16 protein-coding genes are annotated in these 17200 nt (G+C 62.2%); 8 read left to right on the top strand and 8 right to left on the bottom strand.

The window, feature by feature from the left end; translation table 11 throughout:
- Positions 1–234: 234 nt before the first annotated feature.
- The 3 genes from VIL88_RS13170 to VIL88_RS13160 form a co-directional block, all read right to left on the bottom strand.
- Positions 235–1131 carry an NAD(P)H-hydrate dehydratase gene (locus tag VIL88_RS13170; protein WP_331989566.1) on the bottom strand — a complete coding sequence of 299 codons (897 nt, stop codon included), beginning with the start codon at positions 1129–1131 and terminating at the stop codon, positions 235–237.
- Positions 1128–1883 (bottom strand): histidine phosphatase family protein, encoded by a 756-nt coding sequence (locus VIL88_RS13165; protein ID WP_331989564.1) that lies wholly within the window; start codon positions 1881–1883, stop codon positions 1128–1130. The genes VIL88_RS13170 and VIL88_RS13165 overlap by 4 nt, the downstream gene beginning before the upstream one ends.
- A 111-nt stretch (positions 1884–1994) precedes the next feature.
- Positions 1995–2771 (bottom strand): class I SAM-dependent methyltransferase, encoded by a 777-nt coding sequence (locus VIL88_RS13160; protein WP_331989562.1) that lies wholly within the window; start codon positions 2769–2771, stop codon positions 1995–1997.
- Between the two features lie 103 nt (positions 2772–2874).
- Here VIL88_RS13160 and VIL88_RS13155 point away from each other — a divergent pair, with 103 nt between their 5' ends.
- Genes VIL88_RS13155 through VIL88_RS13145 form a run of 3 tightly spaced genes read left to right on the top strand, consistent with a single transcriptional unit; the run spans position 2875 to position 5840 of the window.
- Complete coding sequence (locus VIL88_RS13155; protein WP_414650139.1) at positions 2875–4011, top strand: ABC transporter substrate-binding protein; 1137 nt, start codon at positions 2875–2877, stop codon at positions 4009–4011.
- Positions 4012–4014: 3 nt separating this feature from the next.
- On the top strand, positions 4015–5091 hold the full coding sequence (locus VIL88_RS13150; protein WP_331989560.1) for an iron ABC transporter permease: 1077 nt from the start codon (positions 4015–4017) through the stop codon (positions 5089–5091).
- Positions 5085–5840, top strand: coding sequence for an ABC transporter ATP-binding protein (locus tag VIL88_RS13145; protein ID WP_331989558.1), 756 nt, complete (start codon positions 5085–5087; stop codon positions 5838–5840). The genes VIL88_RS13150 and VIL88_RS13145 overlap by 7 nt, the downstream gene beginning before the upstream one ends.
- Positions 5841–5925: 85 nt before the next feature.
- Here the strand turns inward: VIL88_RS13145 and VIL88_RS13140 are convergent, their stop codons facing one another.
- Genes VIL88_RS13140 through VIL88_RS13125 form a run of 4 tightly spaced genes read right to left on the bottom strand, consistent with a single transcriptional unit; the run spans position 5926 to position 10203 of the window.
- On the bottom strand, positions 5926–6921 hold the full coding sequence (locus tag VIL88_RS13140) for a sugar phosphate isomerase/epimerase family protein (protein ID WP_331989556.1): 996 nt from the start codon (positions 6919–6921) through the stop codon (positions 5926–5928).
- Complete coding sequence (locus VIL88_RS13135; RefSeq protein WP_331989554.1) at positions 6918–8408, bottom strand: FGGY-family carbohydrate kinase; 1491 nt, start codon at positions 8406–8408, stop codon at positions 6918–6920. Before VIL88_RS13135 ends, VIL88_RS13140 begins: the two co-directional genes overlap by 4 nt.
- On the bottom strand, positions 8405–9364 hold the full coding sequence (locus VIL88_RS13130) for a transketolase family protein (RefSeq protein ID WP_331989552.1): 960 nt from the start codon (positions 9362–9364) through the stop codon (positions 8405–8407). The genes VIL88_RS13135 and VIL88_RS13130 overlap by 4 nt, the downstream gene beginning before the upstream one ends.
- On the bottom strand, positions 9364–10203 hold the full coding sequence (locus tag VIL88_RS13125; RefSeq protein ID WP_331989550.1) for a transketolase: 840 nt from the start codon (positions 10201–10203) through the stop codon (positions 9364–9366). Before VIL88_RS13125 ends, VIL88_RS13130 begins: the two co-directional genes overlap by 1 nt.
- A gap of 262 nt (positions 10204–10465) precedes the next feature.
- Here VIL88_RS13125 and VIL88_RS13120 point away from each other — a divergent pair, with 262 nt between their 5' ends.
- The 5 genes from VIL88_RS13120 to VIL88_RS13100 all read left to right on the top strand — a co-directional run bounded on the left by VIL88_RS13120 (position 10466) and on the right by VIL88_RS13100 (position 15691).
- Entirely contained in the window at positions 10466–11104 is a 639-nt protein-coding gene (locus VIL88_RS13120; RefSeq protein WP_331989548.1) for a DUF2291 domain-containing protein, read from the top strand.
- Complete coding sequence (locus VIL88_RS13115; protein ID WP_331989546.1) at positions 11101–12618, top strand: sugar ABC transporter ATP-binding protein; 1518 nt, start codon at positions 11101–11103, stop codon at positions 12616–12618. Before VIL88_RS13120 ends, VIL88_RS13115 begins: the two co-directional genes overlap by 4 nt.
- 10 nt (positions 12619–12628) lie before the next feature.
- The gene (locus tag VIL88_RS13110; protein ID WP_331989544.1) at positions 12629–13678 is read left to right on the top strand and encodes an ABC transporter permease; all 1050 of its coding nucleotides are present in this window, start codon (positions 12629–12631) and stop codon (positions 13676–13678) included.
- A gap of 25 nt (positions 13679–13703) precedes the next feature.
- Positions 13704–14549, top strand: coding sequence for a DeoR/GlpR family DNA-binding transcription regulator (locus VIL88_RS13105; protein ID WP_331989542.1), 846 nt, complete (start codon positions 13704–13706; stop codon positions 14547–14549).
- Positions 14550–14749: 200 nt separating this feature from the next.
- Positions 14750–15691, top strand: coding sequence for a D-ribose ABC transporter substrate-binding protein (locus VIL88_RS13100; RefSeq protein ID WP_331990697.1), 942 nt, complete (start codon positions 14750–14752; stop codon positions 15689–15691).
- A gap of 62 nt (positions 15692–15753) precedes the next feature.
- Here VIL88_RS13100 and VIL88_RS13095 read toward each other — a convergent pair whose 3' ends face one another.
- Complete coding sequence (locus tag VIL88_RS13095; RefSeq protein WP_331989540.1) at positions 15754–16959, bottom strand: ROK family transcriptional regulator; 1206 nt, start codon at positions 16957–16959, stop codon at positions 15754–15756.
- Between the last annotated feature and the right edge of the window lie 241 nt (positions 16960–17200).

Below are 17200 nucleotides of genomic sequence, written 5' to 3'. Positions count from 1 at the left end.
GGAGCCTCAAGCTGTTGGAGAGGAAGAAGCGCGCCGTGCAAGCCAACGGCCTTCTGGCGCGCAGAAGCAGGATCTTCCACGAGCCACCAACCATCCTTGCGGATGCGATGGGGCATGGAAGTGTTCTGGTTGGCAGGAGGGGGAGGGGACTGGCGCATGGGTCGACAATGACCGGCGCCTTTGCAGAATTCGTGCAGAAGACGAGGATGTGGCGAGGAGTTGAGGCTTGACGAGCTAGGGGCGGGAAGCCTCCGCAAATTCGGCCATGATGCGCGGCACCTCATCGGGGATCTCCCGCGCAAGATAACCGAGGAGACCGTGCTTTTGCGCCAGGCGCGCCCCGGCTTCTGCGTGGAGATAGACTGCCCATTGCGCGGCCAGCAGTGGCTTGGTGCCGCGCGCCAGGAGCGCTCCAAGGATGCCCGCCAGCGTATCGCCCGAACCTGACGTAGCAAGGCCGACATTGCCGAGCGTGCATTCCCAGCTCTCGCCTTGCGGGCTGACGACGTGGGTGCAGCTCCCTTTCATGATCACAACCGCTCCTGTCTCGGCAGCCGCGCGGCGGGCAGCAGCAACCGGATCCGCCTGGACTGCGTCCCGATCTATATCGAGAAAGGTGGCCATCTCGCCGGCATGCGGGGTCACCACGATGCGGCCGGCATGCCTCTTGAGTCGGTGGGGCTGCTGGCGAAGTCCGGTGAGCGCTGCGGCATCGAGAACGAAAGTCGGCCCGTCCAGCGCGTCGAGCAGCTGGGCCGCCAACTCGCCAGTTGATGCGTCGTCGAGCATGCCAGGCCCAATGATCAGGGTGTCGCGTTCCTTCACAGCATCGCTGATCGCCGCGGCCGCTGCGGGCGCAATGTCGCCAGAGGCTGTCTCTTCGTGTCCGCAAACGCGTGCCTCGGGAAAAGCCACGCCCAATAGGCCGGCCCGGCTCTCCACCGTGTCGATCCGGACCTTGCCGGCGCCGGCGCGCAGGGCCGAGAGGCCCGCCAGAAGTGCCGCTCCGGCGACCTCGCGATGTCCGCCCACGACGATGACGCGACCGCGAGCATCCTTGTCGACCTCGCCCTTTGGCAGCGGCAATGGCTGGGCAAGGAGGAATTCGCGCGTGATGGACTGCTGTGTCATTGGGGCGAGCTCACCACAGGTGGTTCGACAGTGACCGTGGCCCCCTCTTCGCGCAGCGGGGCCACGAAATTGTAGCGCTCCAGCACCAGTTGGCCGCCCCGCCCGGCGTCGGGATCCAGCCGGTACTCGGTGACCGAGCAGTTGGCGACGTCGCCCTGCCGGTCGATGGCGAGGATCTCCTCTTCTGTGAGCGACTCGATGATGTAGCGGAGGCAGAGGACCACCACCTGGTGGCTGACAATCAGCACGTCTTCCCCGGCATGATGGAGGCCGACGGTGTCCAGAAGGCTGCGCAGGCGGAGGATGACGTCGCACCAGCTCTCGCCGGCCGGCGGACGGTGATAGAATTTTCCGAGCAGGCTGCGGAACCGCGCCTGCTCGGGATAGCGCTCCAGAATGCCGGCTGCCGTCAGCCTGTCGAGGACACCGAACTCCTTTTCCCGCAGCCGTTCGTCGAAACTCATTTCGGCATCGGCAAAGCCGCCATGCGCCGCGATCAGTTCCGCCGTTCGTCGCGCGCGGGCATAGGGCGATGCCACCACGACGCCGGGCACAGCGCCGGCATCGCCCGATTTGAACCAGCGTCCGAGAGCCATCGCCTGCTGTTCGCCGCGCACACTGAGCGGGACGTCGATGTCGCGATGGTCAATGTTGATTTCGCTTAGGCCCGCGTCCATCGCCGCCTGCCGGGCGACATTGCCGGTGCTTTCACCGTGACGGACGATCCACAAGCGGCGGGGCCATCTCTGCATGCTTTATCCTCGAACTCATCTCCACAACTTGCGGGAGGCTCCAAGGTTCGAAGCAATGTGCAGTTTGCAGGCACGACCAGCCGAAAGCTGCCGGCTGGTCGCATGGCGCAACTATTCGGGCTTGGTCACGCAGACGGCGAAACGGTCCTGCGTCAGCCGCTCCAGCGCGCGCCAGAACGGCATCTTGCGCGCCTGCGGCCAGTGTATGGCGCCCAGTTGCCGGTCGATAACGGGATTGATGAACCCGGCTTTGAGCAGTTCGTCGACGACAGCCTCTGCTGGCATCTGGTTGGAGAAAAACACTTGCTCCCGAATGCGCTGCAGCCGTTCGCTCATGCCCGGCGCAAGGTTGCCGTGACCAGGCTTACCGCCAAAGCGCAGCCGCAGCCGCGTCACCCAGCTCTTGCGCCCCATATTGCCATCAACGATCAGGAGCCTTCCGCCCGGCTTGAGCAGCTCGAACCATTCCCGAAAGGCCGCGGGTACATCCACCAGCGTCCAGACCAGATGCCGGTTGGTGATGACGTCGTAGCTCTCACGCGGCTCCTGAGTGTTTTCGGCGTCCCGCATGATGAAGCGAATATTGGTGCCGCGCTTCTTCGACTTGGCGCGTGCCTGCTCGAGCATGGCTTCGGACCAGTCGACGCCCGTAACGGCAAAGCCCATGTCATGCATTAGGTGGGAGATGACGCCCGTACCGCTGGCAAGATCGAGTGCGGCGCGGCCGCGCCCTTCGCCCAAGTGCTTCCTGATCAGCTTATGCCAGCCGCGCCGCTCCTGCTCGGAGAAGATCTCGTGGCCGACGCTTTGATCGAAGGTCGCCGCGCGTTCGGACCAGAAGTCACGGATTTCATCGCGGATGGAATAGTTTGCGCCGTAGTCGGTCATCTTCTCTCTAACACCTTGGAATGGCTCTAAAAGATAAATCTTGATCTTCAACATCATCTTTAATAGCTGACATTGCGTATCAAGTTTCCTGAGAGACATCAAAATGAAAATGTCGCGTCTGATGCTCGTGCCCGCCGTGGCCGTGCTGGCGTCGTTCTCGCTGCCAGCCTTTGCGCAAGCATTCACCGTTACCGACGTCGCCGGACGTGAAGTTTCGTTTGAAGCTCCGGTCGAGCGCGTGATTCTGGGCGAGGGACGAATGCTCTATTCGCTCGCCACGCTCGAAACGGAAAACCCCTTCGCCAAGGTGGTGGGCTGGCGCAACGACCTCTGGACCACCGACCAGAAGTCGTTCGATGCCTATGTCGCCAAGTTCCCCGAAGCCAAGGACCTGCCGTTTCTAGGCAACCTGACCGACGGCACGTTGCAAACGGAGACGGTGGTGACGCTGGATCCGGACGTGCTGATCCTGCCTATCGGCAACAAGACCGCTGCCGACGAGGTCAAGCTCGAGGAGATGCTCGACGGCATCGGCGTCAAGATCGTCTATGTCGACTTCCGCGAGCACATCATCGACAACACCGTGCCCAGCCTCCACATCCTCGGCCAGCTGTTCGACAAGGAAGAGCGTGCTCAGGAAGTCGCCGACTTCTGGCAGACGGAGATGGACAAGATTGCGGCCGTGCTTGCCGAGAACAACCCGGAACGGCCGGACGTCTTCATGTATCGTGCCGCGGGGCTCGTGGAATGCTGCGGCACCTTTGGGCCCGACAATTTCGGCCTTATGGTCGAACTGGCCGGCGGGCACAATCTGGGCTCGGATTTCCTTCCCGGTTATACCGGCTCGATCAACCCCGAGCAGGTCATCGCCTCCAACCCCGACATCATCGTCGTGACGGGTTCGGACTGGACCAATTCTCCCGATGCTGCCGGCTTTGTCAGCGTTGGCCCGGGAACGGCTGAGGGTGCCGAGGAAAGCCGCAAGGTGCTTGCTTCATTGGTGGAAGCGCCTGCCTTCACCGGCTCCACCGCTGTGGCCGAGGGCAATGTCCATGCGGTCTGGCACCAGTTCTACACCAGCCCCTACCAGTTCGTCGTCATTGCCCAGATGGCCAAGTGGTTCCATCCCGACCTCTTCGCCGAGGCCGATCCGGACGCCACCTTCAAGGAGTTCTACGACCGGTTCCTGCCCATCCCATATGAGCCGGGTTCCTGGCTGTCGCTCAAGGCCGACGAGTAGTCCATGGCCGCCGCTGATATCACCCTCTTGACGGAAGTGGCGGCCGAAGGGCGCGGTGAATACCGCGCCCGTACCCGTCGCAAGCTCCTGATCCTGGCCGGGCTTAGCCTTGCCCTTTGCCTCTCCTTTGCCGTCGACCTCGCCTGGGGGCCCGCACGCTACGGGTTGGATCAGGTGGTTCTCGCGCTCTTTGATCCCAACGCGGTGTCCGACCAGGTGCGCACGGTCGTCTGGGACATCCGCATGCCGGTGGCGGTCATGGCCATCGTGGTGGGCGCTGCGCTTTCGGTCGCCGGTGCGCAGATGCAGACCATTCTCGCCAATCCGCTGGCCAGCCCCTTTACCTTGGGAATTTCCGCCGCAGCGAGTTTCGGGGCGGCGCTGGGCATTGTGACGACCGTGCCATTCATTCCCGTAGCCGCCGGACTGATCGTGCCTGTCAATGCCTTCATCATGGCGCTGGTGGCGACGCTGTTCATCCATTTCGTTTCGCAGCTGCGTGGGGTCACCGTGCAGACGGTGGTGCTCCTGGGTATCGCGCTGGTCTTCACCTTCAACGCGCTCCTCGCCTTTGTGCAGTACCTGGCCTCCGAACAGGCGCTCTCGCAGGTGGTCTTCTGGACCATGGGGAGCCTCACCAAGGCGACTTGGCCCAAGATCTGGATCACCTTGGCCGTGCTGCTGATTGCACTGCCGCTTTTTGCCCGCAACGCCTGGGCGCTCACGGCCATCAGGCTGGGCGAGGACAAGGCCGCCAGTTTTGGCGTCAATGTGCGCTATATCCGGCTTGAAACCATGCTGATCATCTCACTCCTGGCTTCGGTGCCGGTGAGCTTTGTCGGCACGATCGGCTTTGTCGGACTTGTAGGCCCGCATATAGCGCGGATGATCCTGGGCGAAGACCAGCGCTTCTTCCTGCCTGGTTCCGTGCTCTCCGGCGCACTCCTGTTGTCGGTGACGTCGATCGTCTCCAAGTCGATCATTCCCGGCGTTGTCTTCCCCATCGGCATCATCACCGCCCTCGTGGGTGTGCCGTTCTTCATTTCGCTCATACTCTCAAATGTGAGGCGCTCATGGTAAGCCTGCAGCTCAAGGAACTTGGCGCGTCCTACGGCAAGAAGCTGACCATCTCCGGCGTTACCACGCCCCAACTGCGTGCCGGTGAGGTCGTGGCGGTGATCGGACCGAACGCGGCGGGCAAGTCGACGCTGTTCAAGCGCATCGCCGGGCTGCTCAAGGGACCGGGCGAGGTCAGCCTCTCCGACAGTGCCAAAGGCAAGAAGGCGATCAGCTACATGCCGCAAGATACGTCGGCAAACGCCGTGCTGACCGTCTACGAGTCCATTCTTCTGGCGCGCAAGCAGGGTAGCCGCTGGTCGGTGGAAGACGCCGACCTGCGCTTCATCGACCATGTAATGGACGCGCTCAACATCCGGCCGATAGCCTTCAGGGACCTGGGCGCCTTGAGCGGCGGCCAGCGTCAGCTCGTCTCCATCGCGCAGACACTGGTGCGCGAACCCGACGTCATGCTGATGGACGAGCCCACCAGCGCCCTTGATCTCCATCGTCAGGTCGAGGTGCTGAGTTTTATGCAGGCGCAGGCCCGGCAGAAGGGCATGATCGTGCTAATCGCGATACACGACCTCAACCAAGCGCTGCGCTTCGCGGATCAGGTCCTGCTGATTGCCGATGGCAAGATGCAAGCCTGCGGATCACCGCTCGAAGTGATCAACTCTACCATGCTGAAAAGCGTCTATGGCGTTGATGCCCGTATCGAGAAGTGTTCACGCCAATTCGACCATGTCATCGTGGACGGCGTAGCCGCCTGACCCCACCTGACGTGCTGTCGCATTTTTCAAGCAGGGCGTCTGCAAGAGACGCCCTGCTCATTTTTCTCCTGGGATCTCGCCTCGATCAGTCCGCGTCACCGCCAAGGGCGCCGAACAGAGCCTTCTGGGCGATCTTGAGGGCGCTGATGGCGTCGTGGCGGCTCTGAGCTTCCTGGAGGGCGTCGATGTCTAGGCGATCAAGGCCCTTGGCGGCGGCTTTGAGGAAGTCGATGGCGTGGGTGGCCGTGGCCACGGAATCCTCGCGGAAGGGGAACTGGTCGAGCTGCCAGACCCCGTTCCAGTTGTTCTTCTTGAGCACATAGAAGAACTCGAAGAGCTCGATGGGGTGGAGGCTGCCGGCGACGAGGTCGTCGTCCCAGGAGCGGTAGTTGTCGTTGACGTCCATGCCGAAGAGGCGGCCGTGGTCGATGGCAAGCTGGGCTGAGTCCGCAGCAGACTCGCCACCCATGATGGCGTGGCCGAAATCGAGCAGGATGCCGACGTTCGGGAGTCCGATCTTTTCGATGCCAAGGATGGTGCGGGCTACCGAACCGAAGCTCATGCGCACGCGCGGTTCGCGCGGCTTGTATTCAATAACGAATTTGAGGTCGGGATTTTCAGAGGCGAGTTGGCCGACCCCGTCGAGCGAGCGCTGCCATTGAGTCGAATAGTCGACCTGGAAGGGATAGTCCCAGCCGTCCTGGCCGGGCCAGAGTTTGACGTAGTCGGCTTTGTGGAAGCGAACTACGTCGCAGGCGGCGGTGATCAGTTCGTGCGCCTTGCGGCGAATGCCGGCATCGGGATTTGTGAAGGCACCCTTGACGAAGTCGCGGGTGTAGATCTCAGGGGTGATGCCGATGACGCCGAGCTTGTTGCGATCGAGGGCTTCCTTGATCTGCGAGTCGGAATATTCGCCGCCGAAATATGGCCAATTGAGATCGACGACGGAAAGGTCCTTGACCTGACCTGCGAGATCGATGGCTTCGATGATATTGCGGGGAATGCCGTAGCCGTCCGTCGCATAGCGGTCGAGATAGGTCGCGAAGTGCCAGATGCCGGCCCCGAAGCGTTGGTTGGTCATGGGTTTCCTCCAGAAAGCTGTTGTTCTTGCGCCAAGGTCTGCGTTACGGCGGACTGCCAGCGGTGACGGTGTGTCTTGCGGCTGACGTCATCCATCTCCGGCACGAAGTAACCGGCAGCGGGGACCCCCGGCATGGCAATGCCGAGGGAAGAAAAGGCGAGGGCGGCGGCGCCCAGGGCGCTGACTTCAGGCGCTGCGGCGGCGGCGACTGGGCGGCTGAGGATATCGGCCTGGAACTGCATCAGCAACGGGTTGCGCGAGGCGCCACCATCGGCGCGGAGTTCGCCTAGAGGCGAGCCCATGTCGGCTTCCATGGCGGAATAGACGTCGGCGACCTGGAAAGCGATGGCTTCCAATGCGGCGCGAGCAAGGTGAGCCGGCTTGGTGCCGAGCGAGAGGCCGGTAATGGTGCCGCGGGCGTCGGCGCGCCAGTAGGGGGCGCCGAGCCCGACAAGAGCGGGTACGAAGGCGACGCCGTTGCTGTCGGGGACGGTTTCGGCGAGGGCTGAGAGGGCGGTGGCGTCGGGCAGGCCCAGGAGTTCAGCAGCGAAGGCGGCGGTCTGGCCTGAGACGGAAATATTGCCTTCGAGGGCGTGCTGCACCTTGCCGTTCTGGCTCCAGGCGATCGTCGACGAAATCCCGTGGGTTGAGCGGACGCGACTGGGCGTCAGCGCCATCAGCGAGGTGCCGGTGCCGTAGGTGGCTTTGACGGTGCCGGGCATGCGGACGCCGTGGCCGAAAAGGGCGGCGTGGGAATCCCCGATCATGGCGAGGATGGGCGTGCCGGCGGGAAGGGCGGTGGCACCTTCGGCCGTTGTGCCGAAGCGTGTGTCGGAGGATTTGACCTCGGCCAGCATGTTTTGCGGCACACCGAAGAGGGCGCAGAGGTCTGCATCCCAAGTCAGCGTCTCGGTATTGAAAAGCTGGGTGCGGGAAGCATTGGAATGGTCGGTAGCATGGACCCCGCCGCCGGTGAGGTTCCACAGAAGCCATGAATCGACCGTGCCGACGCGCAGTTCGCCCTTTTCCGCGCGGATGCGGGCTCCGGGCGTGTTGTCGAGAAGCCAGACGATCTTGGCGGCGGGAAACAGGGGGTCGAGTGAGAGGCCCGTTTTGGCCTCGATTATCTCGGCGTGGCCGGCCGCGCGAAGAGCGTCGCATTTGGGTGCGGAGCGGCGGCACTGCCAGATAACGACGGGGCCGATGGGCTCACCGGTTGCGGCATCCCAGACGAGGATGGATTCACGCTGGTTGGATATGGCGATGCCGGCGATGTGGGTGTGACCCGCTTTGGCAACGACTTCGGCGATGACGGTTTGGACACCGTCGACCAGAGCGGAGGCCGATTGCTCGGCCCAGCCAGGCTGGGGGTAGGTCACAATGTTGGGCACCGAGGCCTGGTGCAGCACGCGGCCTGAGGCGTCCACCAACAAAGCCTTGGTGTTGGTGGTGCCTTGGTCGATGGCGAGGATCAGCTCGCCGGTCATTTCTTGCGGGCGATAGTCTGGCGCACGGCGTCGGCAATGCCGGTCTCGTTGAGCCCGAAGTGGTCGAAGAGCCATTCGGCTGAGCCAGTGGGTACGAAGCCAGGGAAGCCAAGGATGCGCATTGGAACTGGATTGGAGGAGATGACCACTTCAGCCACCGCGCCGCCGAGCCCGCCACGAACGGAATGTTCTTCAACGCTCACAATCGCGCCAGTTTCTGCGGCGTCGGCGATGACGGCTTCATCGAGTGGATTGACAGTGGCCATGTTGACGACGCGAGCGGAGATGCCCTCCGCGGCTAGCGCCTTGGCGGCGGCGACGGCGCGGTGGACCATAGTGCCGTTGGCTATGATGGTCGCATCACTGCCTTCGACAAGGGTTTCGGCTTTGCCGATCTCAAAGATGGCATTCGCAGGGCGCTCGAGCGCTGGGACCGCCATGCGGCTGACCCGGACGAAGACCGGACCGTCATGGGCGGCGGCGGTCTTGATGGCTTCGGCCGTCTGCCAGGGATCGGCCGGCACGATCAGCTTCATGTTGTTGAAGAGACGGAGCCAGGCCAAGTCTTCGATGGAATGGTGAGTGGGACCAAGTTCGCCATAGGCAACACCGGAGGACTGGCCGATCAGCTTCACGTTCACATTGGAATAGGCGATGTCGGCCTTGACCTGTTCCAGAGCGCGGCCGGTGATAAAGCAGGACGCCGCCGAGACAAAAGGCACCTTGCCGCCGTTTGCAAGGCCGGCGCCAACGGCGACCAGGGTTTGTTCTGCAATGCCGACATTGACCATGCGCTCGGGAAATTTCTTGCGAAACCCAGTGAGCTTGGACGAGCCGACGCTGTCGCTGACGACGGTAACGATCCGCGGATCGGCTTCGGCCAAGGCTTCGATGGTCGCGGCAAAGCTGTCGCGGCAGTCGAAGTAGCCGTCTTTCTTGGGGGCAGCAGCGCTCATCAGACGAGTTCCCGCATGGCTTGTTCGTATTGCTCCTTGGTGGGCACGCCGTGATGCCAGGAGACGTTGTCGTGCATGAAGCTGACGCCCTTGCCCTTGAAGGTGTTTGCAACAACACAGAGCGGCTTGCCCCGCCCTTTGGGCGAGGCGGAGAGGACGGCGAGCAGTTGGCCATGGTCATGCCCATCCACCGTCTCGACATGCCAACCGAAGGCGCGCCATTTATCCTCGAGGGGATCGAGCGAAGCCGTTTCTTCCGTCCCAGCACCTTGCTGCAAACGGTTGCGATCGACGATCAGCGTCAGGTTTTCCAGCTTGCGGTGGGCAGCGGTCAGTGCTGACTCCCAATTGCTGCCTTCCTGCAGTTCACCGTCGCCGGTGAGCACAAAGGTGCGGAAGTCTGCATTGTCCATCTGGCCGGCAATAGCAATGCCGGTGGCGACGGGCAGGCCATGGCCGAGCGGACCGGTGTTGGTTTCAACGCCGGGCAGGTAGTTGCGGTTGGGATGGCCGTTGAGCTTGGAAAGCGGCTCCATATAGGTCGAGAGGTCCGCTTCCGGGAAGTATCCCGCCGCCGCCAGGACCGAATAGAAGGCGCCGGTACAATGGCCCTTGCTCATGACGAAGCGGTCGCGATTGGGATCACGAGGGTTCTTGGGGTCATAATGCATGACGCCGAAGTAGAGCGTGGCGAGAACATCGGTTGCGCTGAAGTCGCCGCCGGGATGGCCCTGCTGCGCTTCAAAGACCATCTGAAAGCTACGCCGCCGGATCCAGAGCGCCTTTTCGGCGATCAGGGACAACTGGTCATTGCGGCGATCTGTGGCAGGAGCGGACACTGAATTCCTCGCGAACAGCATGGGAGCCGTCAGGCATTTGCCGGGAAGTTAGCGCCGACAATTGTGGGAGGGCAATAGATAATTTTCGTTTTCTGCGGAATCGTATCCAGCGTCGTGAGCGAAGCTTTCTCCAACATAACCGGCACAGCCGCGGCGCCATGGCCGGTTGACAGTGCTTCAAGACGAGGTCACAAGAATGCAAATCGAAAAATTTCCGCAATGAACCGAATGGTCGTGCGGGGCTTCGGGAGGATGGCTGCTTATGAAGGCGTCGAGGTTGCTCTCGCTGGGGATCCTGCTTGTTGCGGCGCTTCCGCTCACCGGCTGCAAAATCGTCCCCATAGCGACCGAAGCTGAGGCGCCGGCGGTCGGCTTCGATGCGACAGCCTATGCGGAGGGGCTGTGGAGCGACCAGGCTTTGCCGCACTTCGAGGAGAATGCCCGACCGGCTGCCGAAGTGTTGCCTGCGTTAGCCACGAACTTCGAAGCGGCCACAGAAAACTACGGTTATCGACCGGGAGAGGGGTCTCCCTGGAGCTTCATTGTCACCGGCGAGGGCGTTGTGTCGGCCAAGAACACCGAGTCGCGTGCCGGCACGATGGAAGTGGCGGTTGACGGCGGGGCTCAACCTGTAGCGGCAGTGCTGCAGATCGGGCCGGTGCTGCGTGGCAATGCTGTGCGCGACGCCTTGCCCTTCGTCTCGTTCAAGGACTTTACCAACCAGCTTGAATATGCCAACGCGGGCAAGGCGCTGACGGCGCTGGCACTCGGCAGTTTCAGCGGCAATGTGGACGCCCTGGCCGTGGGTGACCGCGTGCGCTTCACTGGAGCGATCAGCGTTTCCAAAGCAGGGGACGCGCCCGTGATCACGCCGGTCCTGCTGGAGAAGGTGGCGCCATGACGGTTGTTCTGAGCGCAATCGGCATAACCAAAGCCTTCCCGGGCACCGTTGCGCTGCAGGACGTGGACTTCGATGTCCATGCCGGCGCGGTCAATGTGCTGATCGGCGAGAATGGGGCGGGCAAGTCGACGCTCACGAAGATACTTGTTGGTGTGGAGCGGCCCACGCTGGGCACGATATCCATGCTCGGCGAGAAAGTGAGCTTTTCCTCGGTGCGCGATGCTGCCAGCAAGGGCATCGGTATCGTGTTCCAGGAGGTCAATCTTTGCCCCAATATGAGCGTGACCGAGAACATCTTCCTGGGCCGTGACATCACGCGCGCGGGGTTCCATATCGACCGAGGCGCTCAACGCGCCCGTGCCGCAGAACTGCTGGGGCGGCTCGAGCACAATATTGATCCCGACACCTTGGTGGCGGACCTGATGATCGGGCAGCAGCAGATCGTCGAAATCGCCAAGGCGCTGGCTGAGGATGCTCGCATCCTGATCATGGACGAGCCGACTTCGGCGCTTTCGGCCTCCGAGGTCGAGGTGTTGTTCAAGGTCATTGGCGAGCTGAAGCGTGCCGGCGTGGCCATCATCTATATCTCGCACCGCCTGGAAGAGCTGATCCGCATCGGCGACTACTTCACCGTCTTGCGCGACGGCCGATTGGCCGCGGCAGCCCCACGAGAAGAGGTTTCGATTCCCTGGATCATCAGCAAGATGCTAGGGTCCGAGAACGTCCTGCCCAAGCGGCCGCCTGCCGTGCCGGCTGGACCGGCGATCCTCGAGGTCGAGCACCTGTCGCTGCCGCGGCGTGGCGCCGGCATGGCGGTGGACGATGTTTCGGTGACCTTCCGTACTGGCGAGATCACCGCGATCTATGGGTTGCTCGGTGCTGGCCGGACGGAGCTGTTCGAGAGCCTTTATGGCCTGCGAGGTGGCGCCACCGGATCGGTGCGGCTGGAGGGCGTGGAACTGGGATCCCGATCCGTCAATCACCGCATGAAGGCCGGGCTGCTGCTTGTTCCGGAAGATCGGCAGCGAGACGGGTTGGTCCAGAACCTTTCAGTGGGTGGCAATCTGGGCCTCGCCAGCCTGCGCCGGTTCACCAGGTTCTTTTCCATCTCCAAAGCCGCCGAGACGCCGCTGCTTTCCCAAGTCATCGACCAGCTGCATATCAAGACCGCAGGAGCCGATGCGCCGATCACGTCGCTCTCAGGCGGAAATCAGCAGAAGGTGGTGATCGGCAAGTCGCTGCTCACCCAGCCGCGTGTCCTGCTGCTCGACGAGCCCAGCCGGGGCATCGACATCGGCGCCAAGGCCGAAGTGTTCAACACCATGCGCGATCTAGCCGACCAGGGTCTGGCCATTATTTACACGACCTCCGACCTCAAGGAGACGCATGGCGTGGCCGACCGCATCCTGGTCATGGCCTATGGCCGGATTACCGCCGATCTGCGCGCCGAAGAGGCGACCGACGAGGCGCTGGTCCGCGCTTCCACTTACCAATTCGACACTGCCGCAGCCTAAGGAGAAGCCAATGTCCACTGCAACTGCGACAGGTATGCGAGGTCAAGCCGGCAACGGTTCTGCACTGCTGCTTGTGCTTAAGCTACGCACTTTTATCGCGCTGATCGCTGTGACCCTGTTCTTTGCGCTGATGGCGCCGAACTTCGTTTCCGTCGCCAACGCTGTCATCATCTCCAAGCATGTGGCGATCAACGCCATACTCGCCATCGGGATGACCTATGTGATCCTCACAGGCGGCATCGATTTGTCGGTCGGCTCGATCGTGGGACTGACGGGCATGGTGGCGGGCGGACTTCTCGTGCACGGCATGCCGCTGGCGATGTTCGGGGTGGTGATCTACCCCAACGTGGTCGAAGTGATCCTCATCGCCCTGTTCGTGGGGACAGCCATCGGGGCCATAAATGGCTTGCTGATAACAAAGCTCGGGGTGGCGCCCTTTATTGCAACCTTGGGCACACTCTATGTAGCGCGCGGCGCAGCCCTTCTTCTGTCCGGCGGCGCGACCTTTTCCAACCTCGTGGGCAAGCCTGAACTTGGTAATCAGGGCTATCCCGTCATTGGGTCTGGCAATCTCTTTGGAGTGCCGATTTCGGTGCTCATCCTGGTTCTCATGGCGCTTGTCGCCGCCTATGTGGCGCAGCGCACACCCTTCGGGCGCAAGGTCTATGCCGTGGGTGGCAACGAGCGCGCAGCGGCACTTTCCGGCGTCCGCGTCGACCGGGTCAAGATTGCGGTCTACATGATCTCGGGTTTTTGCGCGGCGGTGGTAGGGCTTATCGTCTCGTCCCAGCTGGTGGCGTCGCATCCCGCCAGCGGGGAGACTTTCGAGCTCAACGCCATCGCCGCGGCGGTGCTTGGCGGCACATCACTTTCCGGGGGCAGGGGCCTGATCGGGGGAACCATCGTAGGCGCCTTCGTGATCGGGGTGCTGAGCGATGGTCTCGTAATGATGGGGGTGTCCGAATTCTGGCAAATGGTGATCAAGGGCCTTGTGATTATCGCGGCCGTCGTGCTCGATCAGCTGCAGCGCAGGCTTGCAGCGAATACACGGCAAGGCTAGACGCGGATGACACAGGGGGCGAGCTTTGGCCGATTCCAGCGCAGTAGGTGAGACGGGGACCAAGCGGCGGAGCCGTAAGCCCCAGGTAGATACCTCGCGCCAGAACCTCCTGGCCGAGCCGCGCCGGATGAAGATCCTGGAATGGCTCCAGGAAGAGGGCAGCGCCCGAGTGCGGGACCTCTCCGTTGCCTTTGCAGTGTCGGAGGCGACCATAAGGCAGGACCTGGAGCGTCTCGATGCCGATGGCTATGTGGTGCGCGAGCATGGCGGTGCTTATCTGAAGTCCATGCCGCAGCAGGTTCAGTCCATGTCCTTGCAGCACCTTGCCAATATGGACAGCAAGCGCCGGATCGGCCGGGCGGCTGCTGGGCTGGTGGGCAATGGCGAGACCATCATTGTCGATTCTGGCTCGACGACCACCGAGGTCGCTAACAGCCTGGTGAACCACCAAAATCTCAACGTCATCACCAATGCCCTCAACATTGCGCTGCTGCTGGGGGCCTTGCCGTCGATGACGGTGCATATGTCGGGCGGGCAGTTCAAGGCGCCGACTTTGTCGCTGACGGGAGAGAAGTCGGGTGACTTCTTCCAGGGTATCTTTGCCGAGAAGCTGTTCCTTGCAACCGCGGCGATTTCGTTTGAGGCGGGGCTGACTTATCCGTCCATGGCGGACCTTTACGTCAAGCGAGCCATGATCAAGGCCGCGTCCAAGGTTTATCTTGTCGCCGACTCCAGCAAGATCGGGAGGACGTCGTTTTCGTCGCTTGGGCCCGTGGAGATGATCCACGGCCTGATTACCGACGAAGGCATTTCCGACGCCGATCGTGCCGAGTTCGAGGCGCGCGGCATCAGCGTCGTCGTGGCGCGTTAGCACCGGCAAAAGCCCCCGATCTGCTATCACTTTGCTAGCATCTTGCTAACCCGATCCTCGACGCCAGGATCGCGCTTGCGCATGCTTGACTTCCTCCGAACGCTGCGCAATCATCAAAAAACGCAAAAAATACCAATCAGCCGAAAACGGCGATGCGGAAGCGATCCCTGAGGATCTTTGGAGGAACCGAAATGAACTTAATGAAAACCCTTGCCGGTCTCGCTCTTGGCGCCATGGCCGGCGTCGCGCTAGTTATGCCAGCGGTAGCGCAGGATGGTGGGTTGGTGGTGATTATTACCCCAAGCCACGACAACCCATTCTTCAAGGCGGAAGCCGAAGGCGCCCAGGCCAAGGCTGAGGAGCTTGGTTACTCGACCCAAGTCTATTCGCACGATGACGATGCCAACAAGCAGAACGAGCTGATCGACTCTGCGATCGCTGCCGGCGCCAAGGCGATCATCCTCGACAATGCCGGTGCCGACGCTTCGGTCGCCGCGGTGCAGAAGGCCAAGGATGCGGGCATCCCCTCCTTCCTGATCGACCGCGAGATCAACTCGACTGGCGTCGCCGTGGCCCAGATCGTGTCTAACAACTACCAGGGCGCCACGCTTGGCGCCGAAGCTTTCGTCGCCGCAATGGGCGAGGCCGGCAACTATGTCGAACTGACGGGCAAGGAATCCGACACCAATGCCGGCATCCGCTCGTCGGGCTACCACGACGTCATCGACCAGTATCCAGACATGGTAATGGTGGCGCAGCAGTCGGCCAACTGGAGCCAGACCGAAGCCTTCACCAAAATGGAGTCGATCCTGCAAGCCAATCCCGACATCAAGGGGGTGATCGCGGGCAATGACACCATGGCCATGGGCGCCCTGGCAGCGCTGGAGGCTGCCGGCCGGAATGACGTGATCGTGGTGGGCTTTGACGGCTCCAACGATGTGCGCGATGCCATTATCGCCGGCAAGGTAACCGCAACCGTGCTGCAGCCCGCCTACCGCCAGGCCCAGTATGCTGTTGAACTGGCCGACAAGTATCTCAAGGAAGGCTCCACCGGCGTCGACGAGAAGATCTCCATGGACTGCGTGCTGATCGACGAGACCAACGCCGAGCAGCTCGAAACATTTGCGCTGACAGACGCCTAGTTTTCGTCTCCCGACGAATGGCCCGAGCCGCAAGGCTCGGGCTTTTTTTACGCAGCGGTGGACTAGGTCAGGCGGCCGCTGTGACGCAGCACCAGGCCAACAGCCCCCATGCAGTTGTCGTTGGACAGGAAGCGCCCCGGCACGAAACTGGGAAACTCCCCCTGTGCAAGGTCTGTGCGCTTGATCAGCGCGTGCTTCTCGTAGGACATGCGGAGCGGTGACAAGAGCAGGTCGCCGGCTGTGGCCAGAGCGCCGGAGATCACGAACAAAGGCGCGTTGACAACGCTGCCGATAACCGCCAGGGCCCGCCCCGCGACGTCACCGGCATCCGCGATGAGGCGCTGAAATCCGACGTCGCCTCGGGAGGCCATGTCGATAATATCTGCCACCGGCGCAGGCCGCCCCAGCAAGCGCCGCGCCTCCGCTTCCAGCGTTGTGGCGCTGCAGTAGAGCTCAAGGCATCCCCTGTTGCCGCAGCGGCATAGCGGCCCATGCTGATCTACCAGCATGTGCCCGAACTCTCCGGCGGCGCCAGCAGCACCCGAGAGAACCTTGCCGCCCGCAACGATCGCTCCCCCGACTCCACTGTCCAGCTTGAACAGGACGAAATTGTCTGCGCCCGTGGCGGCGCCCCACATCATCTCTGCCAAGGCAGCGCAGTTACTTTCATTGTCGGCAAAGATCGGCTTTTCCAGCGCAGGCTCGAAGATGCCGCGCAGATCGACGCCGGCCCAACCCGGCAGCATGGATGCACGCATGACCTTGCCGCTGGGCGCAAGTGGTCCTGATACTGCGACGCCAACGCCCAGCAGGCCCGAATAGGGCAGGCTGTGCTCCTTATAGAGATTGTCTATGGCGTGGCGGAGGACGCGGGTGGCCTTTTCCGGACCATAATGGCTTTCGAGCGGCAAGGTGACATCGGCAAGAACGCTGTGAGCGACATCGGCCAGGATGATGCGGATCTCGCCAAGTCCCAGCAAAATGCCGATACAGGTGCCCGCTTCGGGGTTGAGCGAGTGAGCCAAAGCAGGGCGCCCTGCCGAACCGGTAGTGCGGGTCTCCACCTCCACTTCCACCACAAGGCTCGAGCGCTTGAGATCGGCAAGAATGGTCGACACCGTAGAGCGGGCCAGGCCGGTAGAGCGGGCGATCTGGGACGTGCTGACCGCCCCGTGGCCGCTCAGCGCGCGCACGACCTTGGCGACCGGCGAGTCGACCTCCCGCTCGTAGAAGAGACCGCGCAGGTCATCGCTGATCATGTTGGCCATCGTCTGCCTCCCTCACCCCGACCAGTTCTACCCGCACGGCGTTGCATATTTTGTCACGCTCGAGACGATCCGGATTGCAATTGGCGCAATCTGTATCGTTGCCCTAGCTCATTCCGTTGCTTTCCGCACGTTGCGTCGAATTCGCACCAGAATTTCCTGCGTCATTATGTCGATGCCGACATAATTGCTGCTTGACACAGCATAGGATGGCGGCTCTATAAAAGTAAACATTCGAAAAAAT

The sequence above is a fragment of the Devosia sp. genome, from assembly GCF_036563435.1.
Lineage (GTDB): Bacteria > Pseudomonadota > Alphaproteobacteria > Rhizobiales > Devosiaceae > Devosia.
Note: the sequence above shows the minus strand (reverse complement) of the source record. Positions and strands in the feature narration are given on the sequence as shown.

Bases quoted from the DNA above. Each gene is read 5' to 3' on its own strand.
- VIL88_RS13170 (WP_331989566.1), bottom strand. From the start codon at position 1,131: ATGACACAGCAGTCCATCACGCGCGAATTCCTCCTTGCCCAGCCATTG.
- VIL88_RS13165 (WP_331989564.1), bottom strand. From the start codon at position 1,883: ATGCAGAGATGGCCCCGCCGCTTGTGGATCGTCCGTCACGGTGAAAGC.
- VIL88_RS13160 (WP_331989562.1), bottom strand. From the start codon at position 2,771: ATGACCGACTACGGCGCAAACTATTCCATCCGCGATGAAATCCGTGAC.
- VIL88_RS13155 (WP_414650139.1), top strand. From the start codon at position 2,875: ATGAAAATGTCGCGTCTGATGCTCGTGCCCGCCGTGGCCGTGCTGGCG.
- VIL88_RS13150 (WP_331989560.1), top strand. From the start codon at position 4,015: ATGGCCGCCGCTGATATCACCCTCTTGACGGAAGTGGCGGCCGAAGGG.
- VIL88_RS13145 (WP_331989558.1), top strand. From the start codon at position 5,085: ATGGTAAGCCTGCAGCTCAAGGAACTTGGCGCGTCCTACGGCAAGAAG.
- VIL88_RS13140 (WP_331989556.1), bottom strand. From the start codon at position 6,921: ATGACCAACCAACGCTTCGGGGCCGGCATCTGGCACTTCGCGACCTAT.
- VIL88_RS13135 (WP_331989554.1), bottom strand. From the start codon at position 8,408: ATGACCGGCGAGCTGATCCTCGCCATCGACCAAGGCACCACCAACACC.
- VIL88_RS13130 (WP_331989552.1), bottom strand. From the start codon at position 9,364: ATGAGCGCTGCTGCCCCCAAGAAAGACGGCTACTTCGACTGCCGCGAC.
- VIL88_RS13120 (WP_331989548.1), top strand. From the start codon at position 10,466: ATGAAGGCGTCGAGGTTGCTCTCGCTGGGGATCCTGCTTGTTGCGGCG.
- VIL88_RS13115 (WP_331989546.1), top strand. From the start codon at position 11,101: ATGACGGTTGTTCTGAGCGCAATCGGCATAACCAAAGCCTTCCCGGGC.
- VIL88_RS13110 (WP_331989544.1), top strand. From the start codon at position 12,629: ATGTCCACTGCAACTGCGACAGGTATGCGAGGTCAAGCCGGCAACGGT.
- VIL88_RS13100 (WP_331990697.1), top strand. From the start codon at position 14,750: ATGAAAACCCTTGCCGGTCTCGCTCTTGGCGCCATGGCCGGCGTCGCG.
- VIL88_RS13095 (WP_331989540.1), bottom strand. From the start codon at position 16,959: ATGGCCAACATGATCAGCGATGACCTGCGCGGTCTCTTCTACGAGCGG.